A 17,088-nucleotide genomic window follows, 5' to 3' on the forward strand; every position below is an offset into this window, starting at 1 on the left:
TTTGCCTCCTGTTGAAGAAATTTGATATTTTTTGATGTAATGTTATCCATGTCAGCCGACGCTAGCTTCAATTGCGATTGTATTCTTACGTATCTATTGCCTATTACTTGATTCATCTGATAATTTACGCAGTCCAGTCCAGAGGCAAACATCACATTTAACAAAGGTTTTATCCAGCCTATTTTTCCAAATCTCTTTGAATTGGCATACTCTATGCTTCTATCTGTTCTGCCAGTACCTATCGATAACAGTAGAATATCATCATTTGGAAATAACCTCTTACCACTTGCATATGCACAAGCCGCTGGATTATTGGCAAACACCCCGCCATCCACTAATACTCTGTTTATCTGGTCAATTTTTAGATGTTTTGGTATGAAATAAGTAGGTGCAGCCGTTGCAGCTCTGAGTGCATCTTTTAGCTTAATATTACCTTCTTTCCAGCTTTTGAAGAAAAATGGGCAGTTATTCTGAATATCGTAACTCGTAATCAACATATTACTTAAAGTGTTTTTAAGGATATCATCGCTAAAATATTTATGAAGTACATACTCAATATTTTTATGTGGATATTGTGCACAGTTAAACCAAGATAATATTGATCTCCTGAAGAATGAAGATTTAAAAATATATGACCCGTATTCTTGGTAAAGCTCAACTAAATCATTTGCTGAATATTGGGGATTTCCTCGTTCATCTTTTCTACATAATCCCGCTACAACAATTCCACCGGTTGAGGTTCCTGCCACTAAATCAAAGATTTCAGCTATAGTTCTTCTTGTTCTTTTTTCTATTTCTGCTAATATTATGGCTGGGATTATGCCCCTTATGCCTCCTCCGTCAACGGATAAAATATATTTAATCATTATGAATTTAGGTAAGGATATTAAGATTTAATTTTTCCGCTTAAAACCTGCAATTTAAACTCATCTAATTCTTCAGAAAGATTTTTTACCCTTTCCTCAAGTACTAACACTTTTTCCATTAAACCATATTCAATAAGTTTATCGTGAAATTGTACCCTTGAGTCTAACTTGGATAACCACCATATCAATGCTACGGTTTGGATTAATATGGTAATAATTACCGTAATTGGGATTTTTTGATTTTTCATAATTTGTGTTATTGAAAATTTGTACTGCGTGTTGTGAGAAAATAACTATAATTTTATTTCTCTGACTTATATTGCTTTTCCGCCTGATCAAGCAGGTCTATAATTTCTCTGTAAGGTTTATCTCTATAATAAAATGATCTTTTAAATGCTCTAGCTCTTGGAGTTTGTTCTTTCCAACCTCTAATATAAGGGTTGGCTCCTCTCTTCAACAAAAGTTTTACAACTTCTAATTGACCACCGTCAGCAGCACCAAGTAGTGCTAAGCTAATATTTATATCTACTCCTTCATCTAATAGAAATGTAACAATTTCTAAGCATCCTTTCTCTGAAACATAATATAATGCCTTTTCACTAATACTTGAATCACTTCTACTTTTTTTTACTAATGATTTCACAGTTTCTAAGTCACAGTTCTTAGCTGCTACTTCTAACATTTTCTGATACTCCTCAGCAGCCTTGGGTTTTTGATAGTAATACGTAATAACAACACATACTATGACCACTATAAACCACAATGTAGCTTGTTTCTTGCTCATGTTCGGCATTTTTTTTGCATTAAATCAACAATGTACTTATTTTCTCTTAAACATAATTACTCAAAGAAGCTGATAATGTAGTACGATATCCTGAGCTATTTAAAATATGTTCTGCTCTATCAATTACCCATTCACCATCTATATCCTGATTGAACCCTACAAGATTAAGTTTTGCCTCTGCACATAACTCTGGATTACCTGGTATTGTCATCTCTAGATTCTCATTGTTACGCTGTAGTTGTTTAAATCTGGCATTTGCAGAGCTTAAAGCTGATTCTGCATTTGAGTAAACTGTTTGTATAGCGTAACTTGGTTCACCGCTACCTACTCTTTCCGATATAGTCTCTCCCTTTTCATAGTTATGCCATTTCGCTACTACTGAATTGTATTTATCACGTACAGTAAAATGCACTTTCCAATTAATTGTATCTTGAGGTCTAATAGTTGTCGTTCCTAAAGCTTTTCCCGTTGCTGACTTTGCTGCACCTTTTGGAATAAACAATATATACCCTCCTGCCAGTTTTGCCATGGCTTCGCGCTCTATAGCTATTCTAGTCAACAAACTTATATCGCTCTCTTCAGTTTGGTCAATATGTAGTATTAATATGTCTTTAAATTCCTCAGCAACTTTGCATCCATATCCATGTTTATTTGCTATTTCCTTGACTAAATTACCTAACGTAATCTGGTGCCATTCTCTGGATACTTTTTCCTTTAGCGATATCATCAAATTTGTTGCATGAGCTTTGATTATTAAGGTTTTTGGTGGACTTTGTACTGTAATTTCATTGACTCTATATATACCTATGGGTAGTACCTCTGTTTCTCTATATCCCAAAGCAATCTTTAGCTCTTTTGGAACTTTTATGTTATCATCCCTGTAATCGACACATATTTCAGCTATATCTTCTATAGTCCCTGATTCATCAGTAACATGCATTGACACCAAGAGGTCTTTTGCTAATTCATACCCTTCAATGACAAACTCTGGTTGCATCTTACCCCCAAATCTTCAAGGTTGATTTCTGTAGAGGTTTCTCAATTATAGGCAGCTTAATTTTCAGTCCTGCCGGTAAAAAACTTCCATATTCCGCAAGTCCAGGGTTTTCTTCTAATACTATTTCTACTGCTCCTGAAGTAAATCCATAGTGCTTCCAGCAAATATAGTCTAACATATCATTTTCTTTTGCTAAGTAATATATAGTCATGAATAACGCTTCATACTTAAACTGAATTCAACTTTTTTTGGCAATCCACAAGAGAAAAATGATGTTTGCTTTTCTTCAAAGCGAGTAATTACAAATTGCCCCAAAACATTTCCCATGCTATCAACTAAAGTGTGAGGTTTTTCTGCCTCTTTTATATTCTTTAATTGATCTAATCCATTATGAAGATAAATTACTCCTTCTAAATCTATATTTTCTGCTCCCTGGCCAATATTCTGTAGTAATTGCTTACCAATACACTCAACCACACTCCAACGCTTCTCTTTGCTATATTTCAAACTTATCGGAGTAAATTTATATGGACCAAGGGATAGCATCAGTAAATGGGATCTACCGTATCGAACATAACATCACGTGATTTTTCTCTTATTCTTTTTATTACTTCATTTGCAAGATTACGAATATCTTGATTTGGCTCTGCTTTAATGCTGATAGTGTAATTATTAGTGATGTTCTGAGTTTGATTCATAGTTTTCTGTTCTTTGTTTTCAAATTTACTCGTTGCAAAATCTGCAAATATCCTATCATTTTCTGTGGATTTTTTTTCCTCAATAAGGCTTTTGATTCTGAAATTATTCTGATTTCTCTTGGAAAATTCTTTAATTATACTGTTACTTAGCAAAGGATTTCCACTGTTGAGAATATTACTCTTTAGGGGAGTATGGACTGCTTTTATTTTAGTAACAACACTTTCTCTTTTTTCAAACTCTTTAAGTGGACTATTTTCAGCAAATTTTCCAAATATACTACCAACAGTATTTCCCATCCATGAGAACATCTCTCCGATGGGTTTTATTATCGATTTTATATACTGCCAAAAGTTAGAGAAAAAGTCTTTTACCTTTTGCCAGTTAGTTATAACAAGAGCTGCACCAGTAACAAGACCTGCTATCAAAAATCCAATCGGGTTACTCATTACAGCAAGTGTTATTGCTCTTAGTCCTGTGATTACTGCTGGTAGAGCTGATGACAGTAGAGGAAAAGCTTTCATTGCTAAGCTCAGAGTTGCAGCTTTTAAAAAACTTAGTCCAGTAATTACTGCTGGAATAGCATACGTTGATAATGATATTAATGCTGGCTTCAGTATTCCATGCAAAAAAACCGAGAAAGCAAGCATTCCACCTCTAACTAAATTCCATGCATAACCACCGCTTACTACTAGAACTTTAAGACCTATTAGTGCTGCTATGGTACTCATTATTCCTGTAGTAATAACTGGAAATTTTTCTGCAAATCGAGCTATGGGGTTAGTTATCTCTCTTAAAAGACTACTTACCGATTTTAAAGGAGGTAGCATTACTGAGCCCAAATTCATTCCTACTTCTGCTATTGCATTTCTCAGTAATCGTAAATTATTTGCTGTGGTTGCTGCACGATTGTTAAATTCTTTTTGCATGGATTTTTCAAATTCTTTTTCGTCAGCTACATGAGTTATAGCCTCTTTAAAATTTTTTAGGCTTCCAACTAGTAACGCAACGTCATCCTGATATTCTTGACCAAAGAGGTTGAGAAGAATTTGAGAACGTTCCTGTTTATCTACTTTCTCCAGAGTTTCAAAAAAATAAAGTAGTGCGCCTTGACTATTTTCACCAATCCTTTGTACCATTTCTTCTGCAGCTATTCCCATGCCTTCTAATGCTGTTTTGAACTCTTTGCTCTGTCCCTCAGCAGTCTGGAGTTTACTAAGTAGAGCGTTTATTGCAGTTGCTGCTTTTGCTGGTTGTTTACCTAAGCTAATAAAGGCATTTACTAAACTACTTGTTTCCTTAATACCAAAGCCAAACTGGTTTGCAGTACCACCAACTATTGCTAGAGCTTCAACCATATCTTTTGCTTTAGCAGCAGTCTTGTCTGATAAGTGATTTATAATGTCACCCACCCACTCCATCCTGTCTACATCTATTCCATAGATATTGGCAAGTTTAGCTATGGAATCACCTGCCTGCTCTGCAGACATATCAAATGCTGTGGACATTTTAGCCACTGTTGTCGTAAACTTAATCAGATCATCTTTTTTTACACCAAGTTGTCCACCACTTGCAGCAATTTGAGCTAACCCTGCAGCCGACAGTGGTATCGTACGGGATAGTTCCTTTAATGTCTGACCAAATTCTGCGGCTCCTTGATTGTGAGCTGCCTCATCCTCAGCAAATTGCACTACTTTCTTAACATCAGCCATAGCACTTTCAAAATCAATTGCAACTTTAATTGGTGCTGCAAACGAAAGACCTAGTCCAATAGTCTCTATAATTTGTGACTTAAAATGTGCTTTGCTTGCTAAAAAACTTTGGTGACTACGTATTACAGACCCAAGTTTACTATATTTACCCTTTAATACTTCAATGGACGAGCCAAGTTTATATTGGTCGCTTACTAATGACTTAATATTTTTTCCACTTTTTCTTACTTCTTCATTAAATGAATGTAAAGCATCTCTCTTTTTCAAATATGCTTCTTTTGCTTTTGTTGCAGAAAACTTAGCTTTATCAAACTCAGCTTTTAAAGTTTTGCTCGGTTTCTCTATTGCCTTCATTTGTTTAGCTAAAGATTTTACTTGATCTTCAAAGCCTTTCCATGACCTCTTGCTAGTCAAAACATCATGACCTAACTGCTTAAACTTTGATACTGATTTTAAAGATGAGTCAAGCTTTCTTATATTCTCACCAAGATGAGTAAGTTGACTGCTACTTCCTTTTATTACAGTACTGAAACTGCCATCTAGGACTGCTCCAATTTTTATAGATAACGTTGACATTGTACCTTCCTCGCTGCTTCATGCCATAGAATAAATTCATTAATTTTCATATCAAGCAAAGGCTCAATTCCACTACCAATAATAGAACTGAGCTCGATTACTTCTGACCTCAAGTTTTTTGGATAATCGGTGAAAAAAAATCCTTTAATACCTCTTGTACTTTTACATAATCAGCAATATCTAACTCTTCAATCGCTTCTTTTGCAACTGATGTCAAATTGGCAGTCAAAGTCACTTCCTTATTTAGGTCACTACCATTAATGCGTTCTATTGCCAAATAGTCTCTAACTTTTGGACGTCTAATAGTAAGTTCTGAGACAGAAATACCATCAACTGTTATTGGATTATCAAGTTTTACTGTTGTCATACTTTCTCCTAAAAAATAAAATTCTAAAATCTTTTTAAAACTAAACCTAAATACCTAAAATCGTTTGCAGCAAGGCCATTTGATCAACACCATTTATCTTTCTTATCATATTTTCAGCATCGATCTCTATCAGCTCATTGCTACCTATCGTAAGTTTATAATAATGAGCAGCTACAGTACACTTCAGCGTTGCTTTTTCAGCAGGTTTCCAGCTACCAAAATCAAATTCTTTGAATATTCCCCTAAGGTTGATAATAACTCCTTCAATATCATTGCTACCACTTCCTTGCATTCCTCCACGGAGCGTCAAAGATACTGAGTTTCCATCTATCAAGCCAAAAAGTCTAAATAGTTCTGAATCATACTCAGCGAAAGTAAAGTCTGCTTCAAGCTTTTCCATGCCCATGTCAATATTTATTGGTATATCCATACCACCAGCACGGTACTCCTCTGTTTTTATGGTAAGCTTCGGCAAAGTTATTTCATCTATTTTTCCTGCATAACCACGACCATCTACAAATACATTAAAATTCTTTAAAATCTTTGGTAGCATCTTTCTTCCTTTTTTCCCTTAATAAAATTTACGATATTTCACTATTCACCAGCCGTGAACGAAAAGTAATCTGTTCTGCTGGATATGGTGGTGTAAACTCAAAGTCAAAATATACTTTTCCACTTGCAATATTTGTTGGTGTATTGAGCTCTGGTGTTGCATAACATCTTCCACTGATAATCGCTCCTTGCGCTTTTAAATTGGCCAAATAAGAATTCACCCCCTCAATCACATCATCTATGTAAGTTTTGGTAATATTGCGATCAACTGCCCATAAATGAGCTCGAAGTAAACTATCATNTAAAATATTAGAGGGAATAGTTATATATTTAATATTTCTATACAGAATTTCTCTATCACTTTCTGATTATCTTCTATCATTGCATTTGCCTCCTGTTGAAGAAATTTGATATTTTTTGATGTAATGTTATCCATGTCAGCCGACGCTAGCTTCAATTGCGATTGTATTCTTACGTATCTATTGCCTATTACTTGATTCATCTGATAATTTACGCAGTCCAGTCCAGAGGCAAACATCACATTTAACAAAGGTTTTATCCAGCCTATTTTTCCAAATCTCTTTGAATTGGCATACTCTATGCTTCTATCTGTTCTGCCAGTACCTATCGATAACAGTAGAATATCATCATTTGGAAATAACCTCTTACCACTTGCATATGCACAAGCCGCTGGATTATTGGCAAACACCCCGCCATCCACTAATACTCTGTTTATCTGGTCAATTTTTAGATGTTTTGGTATGAAATAAGTAGGTGCAGCCGTTGCAGCTCTGAGTGCATCTTTTAGCTTAATATTACCTTCTTTCCAGCTTTTGAAGAAAAATGGGCAGTTATTCTGAATATCGTAACTCGTAATCAACATATTACTTAAAGTGTTTTTAAGGATATCATCGCTAAAATATTTATGAAGTACATACTCAATATTTTTATGTGGATATTGTGCACAGTTAAACCAAGATAATATTGATCTCCTGAAGAATGAAGATTTAAAAATATATGACCCGTATTCTTGGTAAAGCTCAACTAAATCATTTGCTGAATATTGGGGATTTCCTCGTTCATCTTTTCTACATAATCCCGCTACAACAATTCCACCGGTTGAGGTTCCTGCCACTAAATCAAAGATTTCAGCTATAGTTCTTCTTGTTCTTTTTTCTATTTCTGCTAATATTATGGCTGGTATTATGCCCCTTATGCCTCCTCCGTCAACGGATAAAATATATTTAATCATTATGAATTTAGGTAAGGATATTAAGATTTAATTTTTCCGCTTAAAACCTGCAATTTAAACTCATCTAATTCTTCAGAAAGATTTTTTACCCTTTCCTCAAGTACTAACACTTTTTCCATTAAACCATATTCAATAAGTTTATCGTGAAATTGTACCCTTGAGTCTAACTTGGANCTTCATCTACAAATTATTTATAGAGATTACCTAAAGACTCAACTTAAGAATTTTAGATAAAAGTTGTTATATTTCTATAAGACCTCTAAAATAACCAGCTCTGGTTTCACCGAAATTACAAAAACTGTTCACTTTTTTTGAAAAAATATTTTACAACAAATAAAAAACATGATAAAATGAGGCAAGGTTCTTTGTGGTAAGTAAAAATTTAAGGTAAAAGATAATTTACAAATGCCTCATAATCGAGTTTTAAGCTACCCTATGTGAGTAACTTAGATCTTGGTGGTATAATCGTACCCTGGAGTCGTGTAATCACTTTAAATCCGCACTAAATGCAATTGTCTCAAAGTTGTATTTTTTTCATTCAATTTAAGTAATGTTTTGTGGTAGTCTCTCTAGGTCTTCTTTATTTCTATTTATCCAATATATTTTATATTTATTATTACTGTTATTATTTATTACTATTATATATATATAATATATAAGGGTTTTAGGAAGCTAGAATCCGCTATATTGGCTGACTTCAGATATATGATTTCCAGGAACGCTTTTGGGAACGTAGGTCAAAAAACCAGCTCTCACGCGTGATTCAGCTTCCCAATTTCCAATTGCTGATTTGGGAACCTGGGGATTGGGAATAGAATAGTAGTCTCTATCTGCTTTTAATCAAAATTATATTCGGTAAATACTTGTAGTTTTTAGTTCTAAAATTAGTGTTCTAGTTGAGTAAATATGGTAGCTATAAATTGAAAAAAGAAAACCCTCACCTATAAAAAATTTACCCATAAAAAAAGTTTTATCCTAACATTGAATTGTGCCTATAGCTGAGATCTTCAGCTCCAGGGGTGAATTTTCCTATACCACGAGCAAATGGTCCTGTTGGATTATCGAGCCATTTATCTTCTTTTGAACCTGTAGACATTCCTTTTACTAACTTTGAGGTGACCTTACCCAGAAAAAGCAGACAGAAAGTTAAGACGTTTTTGCTATGAGAATGATGAATCAAAAAGCTCAGGAATGCAATAGTTAATAGTAGAATGTCTACGCTGTTTATTATAAAAAATTTCTATATATTCAAATATTGCGGTTTTAGCTTGTTGTACAGAGTGTTGTGAAGTATCAATGAGTAACTCTCTCTTAAGTGAACTAAAAAAGCTCTCTGAAACAGCATTATCATAACAACAACCTTTGTGACTCATACTAGAAGTAATATTTTTTGTACTTAGTAAAAATTGATAATTTTTAGAGGTGTATTGCGATCCTTGATCGCTATGAAATAGTAGATTTTTAGGAGATTTGCGCCTACCAATAGCCATGAATAACGCATCTATAACTAATTGCCTATTTACTGCATTACTCATTGACCACCCAATCACCATGCGTGAATATAAATCTATTATTGCTGCCAAATATAACCATCCTTCATTAGTTTTTATGTACGTAATATCAGTTACCCATATCTTGTTAGGTTGATCAGCGATGAAATTCTGATTTAATATGTTAGGAGTTATAACTCTATTGTCTATTTGTGGTTTTTTACTTTTAAACTTTCGTCTAAGCTTAGCTTGAATGCCATTTTTCTGCATAATATTTTGCACTGTTTTGATGTTATAATTTTTACCTAAAGCCTTTAATTCAGCGTGAATTTTAGGAGCTCCGTATCTGCATTGTGATGATCGATATACCTTCTGAATATCTTGTATGAGCTCTTCTCTTATTGATTTTTTGTTGTTTTTTTCCTTAGTAATCCATTTATAATAACCACAAGCAGATACGTTCAAAAATCTGCATAATTCCCGTATTTTATAGCAGTTTTCATGTTCTTTTATAAAAGAATATTTTACTCTTTTTGGTTTGCAAAATATCCCAGGGCTTTTTTTAAAATGTCTCTTTCCCTCGTTACTCTTGCCAGCTCTTTCTTTAAATCAAACTTTTCTTTGTCACAATGAGCTACTTTCCCCTTTCCTGGAAACGCATCTACTCCAGACATTCTATCATTGTATGTTTTTACCCATCTGCTTACCGCTAATACCCAAATCTCTTGCTATTTTTGCTGATGATTGACCTGTTTCTTTTACTAGTCTTATAGCTTCAATTTTGAATTCTGCTGTATATTCTTTTCTTTTTGTCATACCACACCTCTTTGAAAAAACGTTTTATTTTACTTCAAAAACGTCTTAACTTTCTGTCTACTTTTTCTGGGTAAGGTCATTGTCCATTTAGCATCAATTCACATATTATGTCTTCCTTCTCATTTTCTTTGCATTTGATCAAAGGCATTTTCGATATTACTGTATCAGCAAAACTCTTCTGCCCTTCGCTATACGCATTTATCCTGATTCCAGCACTTAGTGCTTGGTCTATAGTCTTGTTCAGTTCTTCTACGCTTTTTGCCTTTACCACTCTACTTTTAAACCACCTCAATTCTGCATTTTCACTTGCACTTGGCTCTATCTTGCTTAAAGATGGAATAAACGGGTTTTGACGATTTGAAGATTTTTTGTTATAAATCTCACGTCCTTCTTCAAGATTGATTGATTTTTCAGAAACATCGCCAGGGGAAGGCACACCTTCAGGCTTCTCAAACCTGCTTTTATCATCAAATATTTTCGGATCAGTCTCATCTACAAATATAGGCTGCTGATTTTTTTTGCCAGTACGCCTAATAGCACTATATAGTCCTTTTGGTAACTTTTTAGAATCAATGATTAACTCATAAGTATTTCCATCTGTATCATCAGATGATACTGTTTTTTTAGTAGTCATATAGCCTCCTATTAAGCATGTTATTCAAGTCTACAGAGCAATTTATTGCTTTATGATTAACTTAATACACAAATTATAAAAAGATCTTGTATATCTTGCAACTATTTATAATAAAAGAATACCTTTCTCAGGACTTTTATTCTTTAACTATTACTTAACATACAAATTATACAAAGATCTTTTATATTTTGTAATTCTCCAATATCTCTCTCCAGATTCTTGACTTAGTTTTTTTGCTACTTGATTTTATATTGCATTGTGTAGCCAAACTTCTCAAGCAATTGAAATTTAGTTTATAACAGCTCTCTGTTCCTTAAAACTGCAATATCCTTTATCTGTCATAATAATGTGGTCCTCTAACTCAATTCCCACTCCTTGACATGCTGACACTAATTCTCTAGTCATTACTTTATCATCTTCTGATGGCTCTAAACTTCCTCCTGGATGATTGTGAGATAATATTATCGATGCTGCTTCCATTGATAACGCCTTTTTTACCACTTTCCTTTCAGATAGGTGTACTTCATCTATTGTACCAAAATACACTTCGTCTCTTATCAAACGGTTCTGTTTATCCAAATATATTATCTGAACAGCTTCTTTTGCTGAAAAGCCTATATTTACCCTTACATACTCTATCAGCTTTTCTTGGCTATCCATTACAGGACCTCTCTTTAACCCTTCTCTTAGTGCTCTCTTGTAAGCTTCTTTTACACATTCAATTGCTGCAGCTGCATGTTCGGTCATTCCTTCTATCATTTTCAGATCATCGATTTCTCGTCCCAAAATTTCTCCTATTCCTGGGCAATTATCCATTAGAGTTTTAGTAACATCTTGTGCTTGCTTTCTGTCATGAACTGCTCCTAAAAGTAGTGGTCTGGTAGAGACTTATGACCTTGAAAACCAGCGATTTGGTCTCTTAATCATAGTCCCCCCAAAAGAACCGTGCTTGCGGATTTCCCGCACACGGCTCCACAATACAGCGTTCACACTAGTGCTCCTGTGTACAAAGAAGCATATATCTTTGGCTTTGGTAGTGGATTTATTTTTAAATAGTATGTAAACTGTTCCCAATCCATACTTTTCTTGTGACTACGTCGGTTTATCCACTTAAATGCTAGCTTTGTTATCGGTCGATAGAATTGAATCAAACACCGATAATTTCCGCTAACTCCGAAGTAGCTATAGTGTCCTGTTACTTTGGCTTTAAGTTTCTGCCACCAATCTTTGAGACAGATACGACTTCGTACCATCTTCAACCACTCTTTGATTTCTTTAATCTTTCTGGCTAGGCTTATTTTTGAAGTTTTCTGCTTCATCATAAGTTTACCATTACGACTTTTTCCACAATAATGTGTAAATCCTAGAAAGTTGAAGCTAGCCGTCCTACGTTTCTCTCTTTCTGCTTGATACCATTCTTTCTTACCAAACTTTACTATTTTTGTTTTATTTTCAGCTATTTCCAACCCAAATTTACTTAGTCTTTGTTTCAGTAATTCTAGAAATTCTTTTGTGTCTTCTTCCCTCTCGCAGCCAACTACAAAATCGTCGCAAAACCTTATTAGCTGTATATATCCTCTGGCTTTTGGCTTAAATTTCTTTTCAAACCATAAGTCCAGCACATAGTGTAAGTATATATTAGCTAATACAGGACTTACTATACCACCTTGTGGTGTGCCTTGATCGGTTGCTTTATAACATCCAACTTCGACTATTCCTGCCTTTAGAAATCGTTTTATTAACCACAATAAATTTGGGTCAGCTATTCGTTCCCTTAGACAATTCATTAGCCATTTATGTTGAACATTATCAAAGAACTTCTTGATATCCACTTCTACAATATAGTTAATTGGTTTGTGCATAACTGCTTTATCTAGAGCGTTTATCGCCTGATGACAATTTCTTCCTGGTCGAAATCCATACGAGCTGTCCATAAAGTTTGCTTCATAAATATTTTCTAATATCTTCTTTAGCATTACCTGTACCAACTTATCTTCAGTTGATGGTATTCCGAGGCCGCGCTTCTCTTTGCTCCCGGCTTTGGGTATGTATACCCTTTTCACTGGTTGCGGTTGATATTGTTTTCTCTTCATACTATCCACTAGTGTTTTAAGTTTCTCTTCTAGATTTTCTCCATAAGCTTCCACTGTCACACGATCTATACCACAAGCCTTGTTGCGTTTTAGTTCCTTGTAACACTCTGCAAGATTCTCTTCATTAATCAAATGAACTAGCGATGTAAATTTTACTCGCTTATCTTGCTTAGCCCTTACTGCTATCTGGTTTAGTTTTCCTTGCATACTCCTCCAATCTCTGTTGTATTGGTATAGCAATCCCTATACCAGTCACTATATTGCTAACCGCTTCCCCTTGTATGTGGCTTTCCCACACTCCGAGTACTATCAGTTAGTCCGACTTCCTTTGCATCTTCCTCCAGTCCTCGCCTTTATTGACTTGTTCCAGAGTACCCTTACAGGAATACAAAGGATCTCCCAAGTTCACGTAAGGTCCCTCTCAACACATGACGCGGCCTTCGATCCCGACGGGGTGAGTAATACCTTGCCTTAGCGTTATTACCCATGCTGCCTTCCACCAAATGTAAAGTGTCGGCCCCCATGACGCGTGAATTACGGGACTCAATACCTTCACTTTCGTTGCACCCTATGTTGTCCATTCCATTAGCTTTACTACGCTCGTTACCTTACGCAGCATAATGGTTTGTTCCAGGCTGCTGGCTAAGCTTTACCCGTGTTGGATTTTCACCAACTGTTCCTTACGCACTTCTTGGCGCACACACTATCTCACGATCAAATAGAGCATTCCTCCTCCTACTTTGTAATACTCTCTCTTATTTCTTCTGTTAAGTTTTTCACTTATTATTCAATAAATATACTCCTCGTTAAATAACTAAATTTGTTTTTAATTATTTACTGCTTGTTTTTTATCAGCATTGGCATAGAGCCATAGCTTTCGAGTGAAGTCAAATCAATTTTTAAATCTTTTTTACTTATTTTTTCATAAATAGGTAAAGATATTAATATATATTTATTTTCAAGTTATGTAAAAAGGTTGTTGTTAATCAATTATTCTAGAAATAACATCAGTAGAAAAACCTAACTGAAGTAAATTATTTGCAACTTTCATTTCCTCTGTTTTCTAAATCTTTTCTTTGTAAATTTGCTTTCTTTGCAATAAAAATTCTACCCATATATTCAGTTCATCTCGTGATTCTTGATTATCAATTTTTCTATATTCTCTTGCCAAACTTAATAATTCATTCTCTGCTTCGCAATCATTTTCTTTGTATTCCTTTATCAGATCTTCAACATCCACTGATAATTCTTTTGCTATTTCCCATAACCTTTCACTTAAAAGAGTAACGCTACCTTGTTCATAGTGATGTATCTGTGAGGGACCTACATCTAGCTTTTTTGCTAATTCTTCTTGAGTATAGCCTCTGATTATTCTCCACTTCTTGATCTCTTGTCCTTCGTTTGGCTCGTATCTCTCTTTATCAGCATATTCCTTAGTTGATAAGCCCGTTGCTCGATAAACAATGTCATTATCAAATCCTTCCTTAACTAAATTATTTGCAATTCTTATTCTTGCTGCTTTTATATTACTTTCTTCTTCAGCTCGGACAGACTTGGTTAACATATAAATTGCTTTGTGTCCTCCTGTTTTTTCTATGAAATTATACATTTCCTGGGTCCTAGCTTTGTCGAAACAATTGCTTTCTTTTAGTACTCTTCGCCCAGGAAAGAGATTTCTAACAGGAATTGATAATGCATTTGCTAATATTCTTAACTTCTCAATTGGAATGCCACATGTTCCTTGCTCGTATCTTATCAGTGTATGATAGTTTATGCCTGTTTTGCCTACTAAATCTTTCAGAATATATTTTCTTTTTAACCTCCAGCTCCTTACTTTTTGTGCTATTTGATACCTTATCGAGATATTTACCATAAATATTATACAAGTTAATACTACCAAATAAAGATATACAAAATGTTTGCATTTTAGTTGAATATTTCTTCACAATTGTGTATAATTATTAATGCTTTCTTGGTTAATTTCTCATGGCTCTTTCTAAGTTTCTCGATCCAAAAAATGATATATCGTTCGTGCGACGTGAAAGTCGTCTATTGAACTGTTTAGCTCTGACTAAACCGAGTGTTTTGCCACTCGTACCCTACTAAACTGTATAAGTACAGTAATGTCTTATGCAAAGCGTTTAGGACAATGAACCCGCCTGAAAAGGAGAAGTTCGGTCTGTGAAGAAGGACGATGCTATTAGTGTCAAGTTGGCACGGGGGCTAGGGTGAACGGTATGGATAACAGAAGTGAATGATCGTAAGCATCGTTAAGTCGAACAAGCCAAAGACACTGACAGGCTTGGACCAAAAGGTATGTGGTAGGTTATCGGAGTGAACGCATCTGATACGCAAACATAAACACCACCGGTGTATAGATCAATCCTAACCCGCTCGTTGTTTGATAGGTGGAACACGGAAATCCCATATATCCCTAGGAATTCAGTGTGGGTTTGGGAGTGTGGAAAAAGTGAACGCTCATCTGTAACGGATGAGATACAGGTTTAAACGTTACCTGGCTCGAAAGAGAACTGACGTCCACTACGGTCATCTTGAACAAGATTGTTTGTAAAACCTTTTAAGTGAGGAAAGCAGATGGTTACAGGTAAAATTGTAAGTGCACCTTCCGGTACGGCAGAACACTGGAATCAAATTAGCTGGTTTCAGTGCAGAAAAAATACTAGAAGGCTACAAGCTCGTATTGTTCAGGCAACAAAAGCTAGGAGATGGAATAAAGTGAAAACTTTACAACGCCTCCTAACACGTAGTTTTAGTGCTAAAGCATTAGCAGTCAAACGCGTAACTTCAAATAAAGGAAAATGCACAGCAGGTGTTGATAACCAGTTGTGGCAAAGCCCTTCAGCAAAATCTCAAGGAATTGCAAGCCTGAGGCAACGAGGATACCGCTCTCAACCTTTGAGGCGAATCTATATTCCTAAACCTACAGGCAGCAAGCGACCTCTTAGTATTCCCACTATGAAAGATCGAGCGATGCAAGCATTATATCTTATGGGACTTGACCCTATTGCAGAAACAATGGGAGACATTCACTCATATGGATTCAGAAAGTATCGCTCAGCGGCTGATGCAGTAAGTCAAATACACACAACTTTGGCAGGACGTAGCAGACCGCAATGGATCCTAGAGGCGGATATTAAGAAGTGTTTTGATGAAATAGACCACTGCTGGTTAGAAAACTCAATCCCAATGGAAAAGAGTATTCTCAGCAAGTGGTTAAAATCTGGATTCGTAGAAAAGCAAATGTTCCGTTCTACAATAGCAGGAACTCCACAAGGGGGAATTATCTCTCCTGTACTTGCCAACTTGACCCTTGATGGTCTCGAAAATGTTATCAGTAAACATTTCGGGAAGAAGGGTACAAGAAAACGCAAGAAATATGGTGTGCACGTGATCCGCTACGCGGACGACCTTATAGTAACTGGAAAATCAAAAGAAATCCTAGAGACTAAAGTCAAGCAGCTAGTAGAGGATTTCCTCAGCGACAGAGGGTTAACTCTATCCACAGGAAAAACCAAGATCACACACGTAGAACAGGGATTTGATTTTCTAGGTCAGACAGTACGTAAGTACAAAAAGAAGATAATCATCAAACCTTCAGCAGAAAGTACAAACCGACTTCTGAAGCGCATCCGGTGCTTGATTCGTAAGAACTGCGCAGCAACCCAAGAAAAAGTAATAGAACTGCTCACACCTCAAATTCGAGGTTGGGTATATTACCACAGGGGAATATGCGCAAGAAAAGCTTATGAGAAAGTGGATTCTGAGATTTTTAGAGCCTTATGGCAATGGTCAAAACGCAGACACCCTAACAAAGGCTTACGTTGGATTAAAGAGAAATACTTTAAAACCAAAGAAGCCAGAAGATGGTGCTTTGCAACATTAACTAATAAGGAAGGTACAGTTGAGTGGAAGGAACTCTTTCAAGCAACAAGCGTACCAATTCGTCGCCATAAGAAAATTCAAGCTGAGGCAAATCCCTACGATAAAGAATGGTATGCCTACTTTGAAAAACGTAGATCAAATAATCCTTCTCTTCATGAGGATGATAAGATATGATTAACGTTAATCCTAGTAAGGAATTTGAAATGCCAGAATATTTGAAGGAAAATGTTGCCGGTTCTCAAGAAAAGGACTTAAGATGGCTCGAGCCGTATGAAGGGAAACTTTCAAGTACGGTTCCTAGAGGAGGGTTTAGTGGAAGATATCTTAGTCCACTAAACTCTTACTCGTTC

General features: G+C 35.5%; 16 protein-coding genes and 2 pseudogenes. 2 read left to right on the plus strand and 16 right to left on the minus strand.

The window, feature by feature from the left end:
* The 16 genes and pseudogenes from BVG17_RS07755 to wmk all read right to left on the minus strand — a co-directional run.
* On the minus strand, positions 1-866 hold an 866-nt coding region (locus BVG17_RS07755), incomplete at its 3' end, for a patatin-like phospholipase family protein (protein ID WP_143688985.1).
* A 20-nt stretch (positions 867-886) separates the two neighbouring features.
* Positions 887-1,114, minus strand: coding sequence for a hypothetical protein (locus BVG17_RS07760; RefSeq protein WP_143688948.1), 228 nt, complete (start codon positions 1,112-1,114; stop codon positions 887-889).
* 53 nt (positions 1,115-1,167) lie between these two features.
* Positions 1,168-1,650, minus strand: coding sequence for an ankyrin repeat domain-containing protein (locus tag BVG17_RS07765; protein WP_241654220.1), 483 nt, complete (start codon positions 1,648-1,650; stop codon positions 1,168-1,170).
* A gap of 46 nt (positions 1,651-1,696) precedes the next feature.
* Entirely contained in the window at positions 1,697-2,647 is a 951-nt protein-coding gene (locus BVG17_RS07770) for a phage late control D family protein (protein ID WP_143688950.1), read from the minus strand.
* Between the two features lies 1 nt (position 2,648).
* A complete protein-coding gene (locus BVG17_RS07775; RefSeq protein WP_063631168.1) occupies positions 2,649-2,858 on the minus strand; it encodes a tail protein X in 210 nt (69 codons plus the stop codon).
* Positions 2,855-3,193, minus strand: a complete 339-nt coding sequence (locus BVG17_RS07780; RefSeq protein ID WP_063631167.1) for a phage tail protein — start codon at positions 3,191-3,193, stop codon at positions 2,855-2,857. The genes BVG17_RS07775 and BVG17_RS07780 overlap by 4 nt, the downstream gene beginning before the upstream one ends.
* On the minus strand, positions 3,193-5,631 hold the full coding sequence (locus tag BVG17_RS07785) for a phage tail tape measure protein (protein WP_143688947.1): 2,439 nt from the start codon (positions 5,629-5,631) through the stop codon (positions 3,193-3,195). Before BVG17_RS07785 ends, BVG17_RS07780 begins: the two co-directional genes overlap by 1 nt.
* 109 nt (positions 5,632-5,740) lie before the next feature.
* Complete coding sequence (locus BVG17_RS07790; RefSeq protein ID WP_143688951.1) at positions 5,741-5,998, minus strand: phage tail assembly protein; 258 nt, start codon at positions 5,996-5,998, stop codon at positions 5,741-5,743.
* 46 nt (positions 5,999-6,044) lie between these two features.
* Positions 6,045-6,551 (minus strand): phage major tail tube protein, encoded by a 507-nt coding sequence (locus tag BVG17_RS07795; protein ID WP_063631164.1) that lies wholly within the window; start codon positions 6,549-6,551, stop codon positions 6,045-6,047.
* Positions 6,552-6,872: 321 nt separating this feature from the next.
* On the minus strand, positions 6,873-7,802 hold the full coding sequence (locus BVG17_RS07805) for a patatin-like phospholipase family protein (protein ID WP_143688952.1): 930 nt from the start codon (positions 7,800-7,802) through the stop codon (positions 6,873-6,875).
* Positions 7,803-8,772: 970 nt separating this feature from the next.
* Entirely contained in the window at positions 8,773-8,898 is a 126-nt protein-coding gene (locus BVG17_RS10065) for a hypothetical protein (protein ID WP_255447037.1), read from the minus strand.
* A 64-nt stretch (positions 8,899-8,962) separates the two neighbouring features.
* Positions 8,963-10,108 (minus strand): annotated as a pseudogene (locus BVG17_RS07815) (IS3 family transposase).
* A 76-nt stretch (positions 10,109-10,184) separates the two neighbouring features.
* Positions 10,185-10,742 (minus strand): hypothetical protein, encoded by a 558-nt coding sequence (locus BVG17_RS07825; RefSeq protein ID WP_241654101.1) that lies wholly within the window; start codon positions 10,740-10,742, stop codon positions 10,185-10,187.
* Between the two features lie 288 nt (positions 10,743-11,030).
* Positions 11,031-11,600 (minus strand): annotated as a pseudogene (locus BVG17_RS07830) (JAB domain-containing protein); the annotation flags it as partial.
* Positions 11,601-11,728: 128 nt separating this feature from the next.
* Complete coding sequence (ltrA, locus tag BVG17_RS07835) at positions 11,729-13,042, minus strand: group II intron reverse transcriptase/maturase (RefSeq protein ID WP_143688734.1); 1,314 nt, start codon at positions 13,040-13,042, stop codon at positions 11,729-11,731.
* Between the two features lie 856 nt (positions 13,043-13,898).
* The gene (gene wmk, locus BVG17_RS07845) at positions 13,899-14,708 is read right to left on the minus strand and encodes a WO male-killing family protein Wmk (RefSeq protein WP_241654222.1); all 810 of its coding nucleotides are present in this window, start codon (positions 14,706-14,708) and stop codon (positions 13,899-13,901) included.
* A 722-nt stretch (positions 14,709-15,430) separates the two neighbouring features.
* Here wmk and ltrA (BVG17_RS07850) point away from each other — a divergent pair.
* The gene (ltrA, locus tag BVG17_RS07850) at positions 15,431-16,912 is read left to right on the plus strand and encodes a group II intron reverse transcriptase/maturase (protein WP_143688845.1); all 1,482 of its coding nucleotides are present in this window, start codon (positions 15,431-15,433) and stop codon (positions 16,910-16,912) included.
* Positions 16,909-17,088, plus strand: a 180-nt coding sequence (locus BVG17_RS08685) for a hypothetical protein (protein ID WP_158621806.1), incomplete at its 3' end; no start/stop codon positions are given. The genes ltrA (BVG17_RS07850) and BVG17_RS08685, both read left to right, overlap by 4 nt.

This window comes from Wolbachia endosymbiont of Laodelphax striatellus (assembly GCF_007115015.1).
In the GTDB taxonomy this organism is placed as follows: Bacteria; Pseudomonadota; Alphaproteobacteria; order Rickettsiales; family Anaplasmataceae; genus Wolbachia.